Below are 432 nucleotides of genomic sequence, written 5' to 3'. Positions count from 1 at the left end.
GTGCGTGGCATCCGGTTGGGTGCCGTGAACGGCCATATCGCCGCCGGGCGGCTCCTTGGAAGGCTGCTTGTGCTGCTTGCGTTGCGCGACCCGGTCGTCCTGCGAGCGTCCTGCGTAGTCGGTCATGATGGCCTCCTGAATGGCGTCGTCATGCTTCGTCATGGCGCAATGCGCGTGCCCCGCATCTCATCTTAAATCGATCAGGATGGCGAAATAACGAGGGTAAAGGCGAGGGCTCAAGGCGAGGCCACGCGGCGCAGGATATCGAGCAACTGGGATACCGCGAAGGGCTTGCGCAGGAAGCCGACCACATCGGCGTCGGCGGGCGGCGTGACGAGCGCGGAGACGAGCACGAGTGGCACGGCCGCGAGCTTGTGGTTGCGGCGCATCGCGCGCATCAACTCGAGCCCGTCCATGCGGGGCATTTCGACG

At 65.3% G+C, this 432-nt stretch carries 1 protein-coding gene; it reads right to left on the bottom strand.

Going from position 1 to position 432, the window contains the following annotated elements; all coding sequences use genetic code 11:
* Window positions 1-236: 236 nt before the first annotated feature.
* Window positions 237-432 (bottom strand): response regulator (locus SB786_RS35675; RefSeq protein WP_410731497.1); only part of this gene is annotated, 196 nt, incomplete at its 5' end.

This window comes from Burkholderia sp. SIMBA_062 (assembly GCF_046534765.1).
Taxonomy (GTDB): domain Bacteria; phylum Pseudomonadota; class Gammaproteobacteria; order Burkholderiales; family Burkholderiaceae; genus Burkholderia; species Burkholderia ambifaria.
This window is presented reverse-complemented; position numbering and strand designations above follow the sequence as displayed.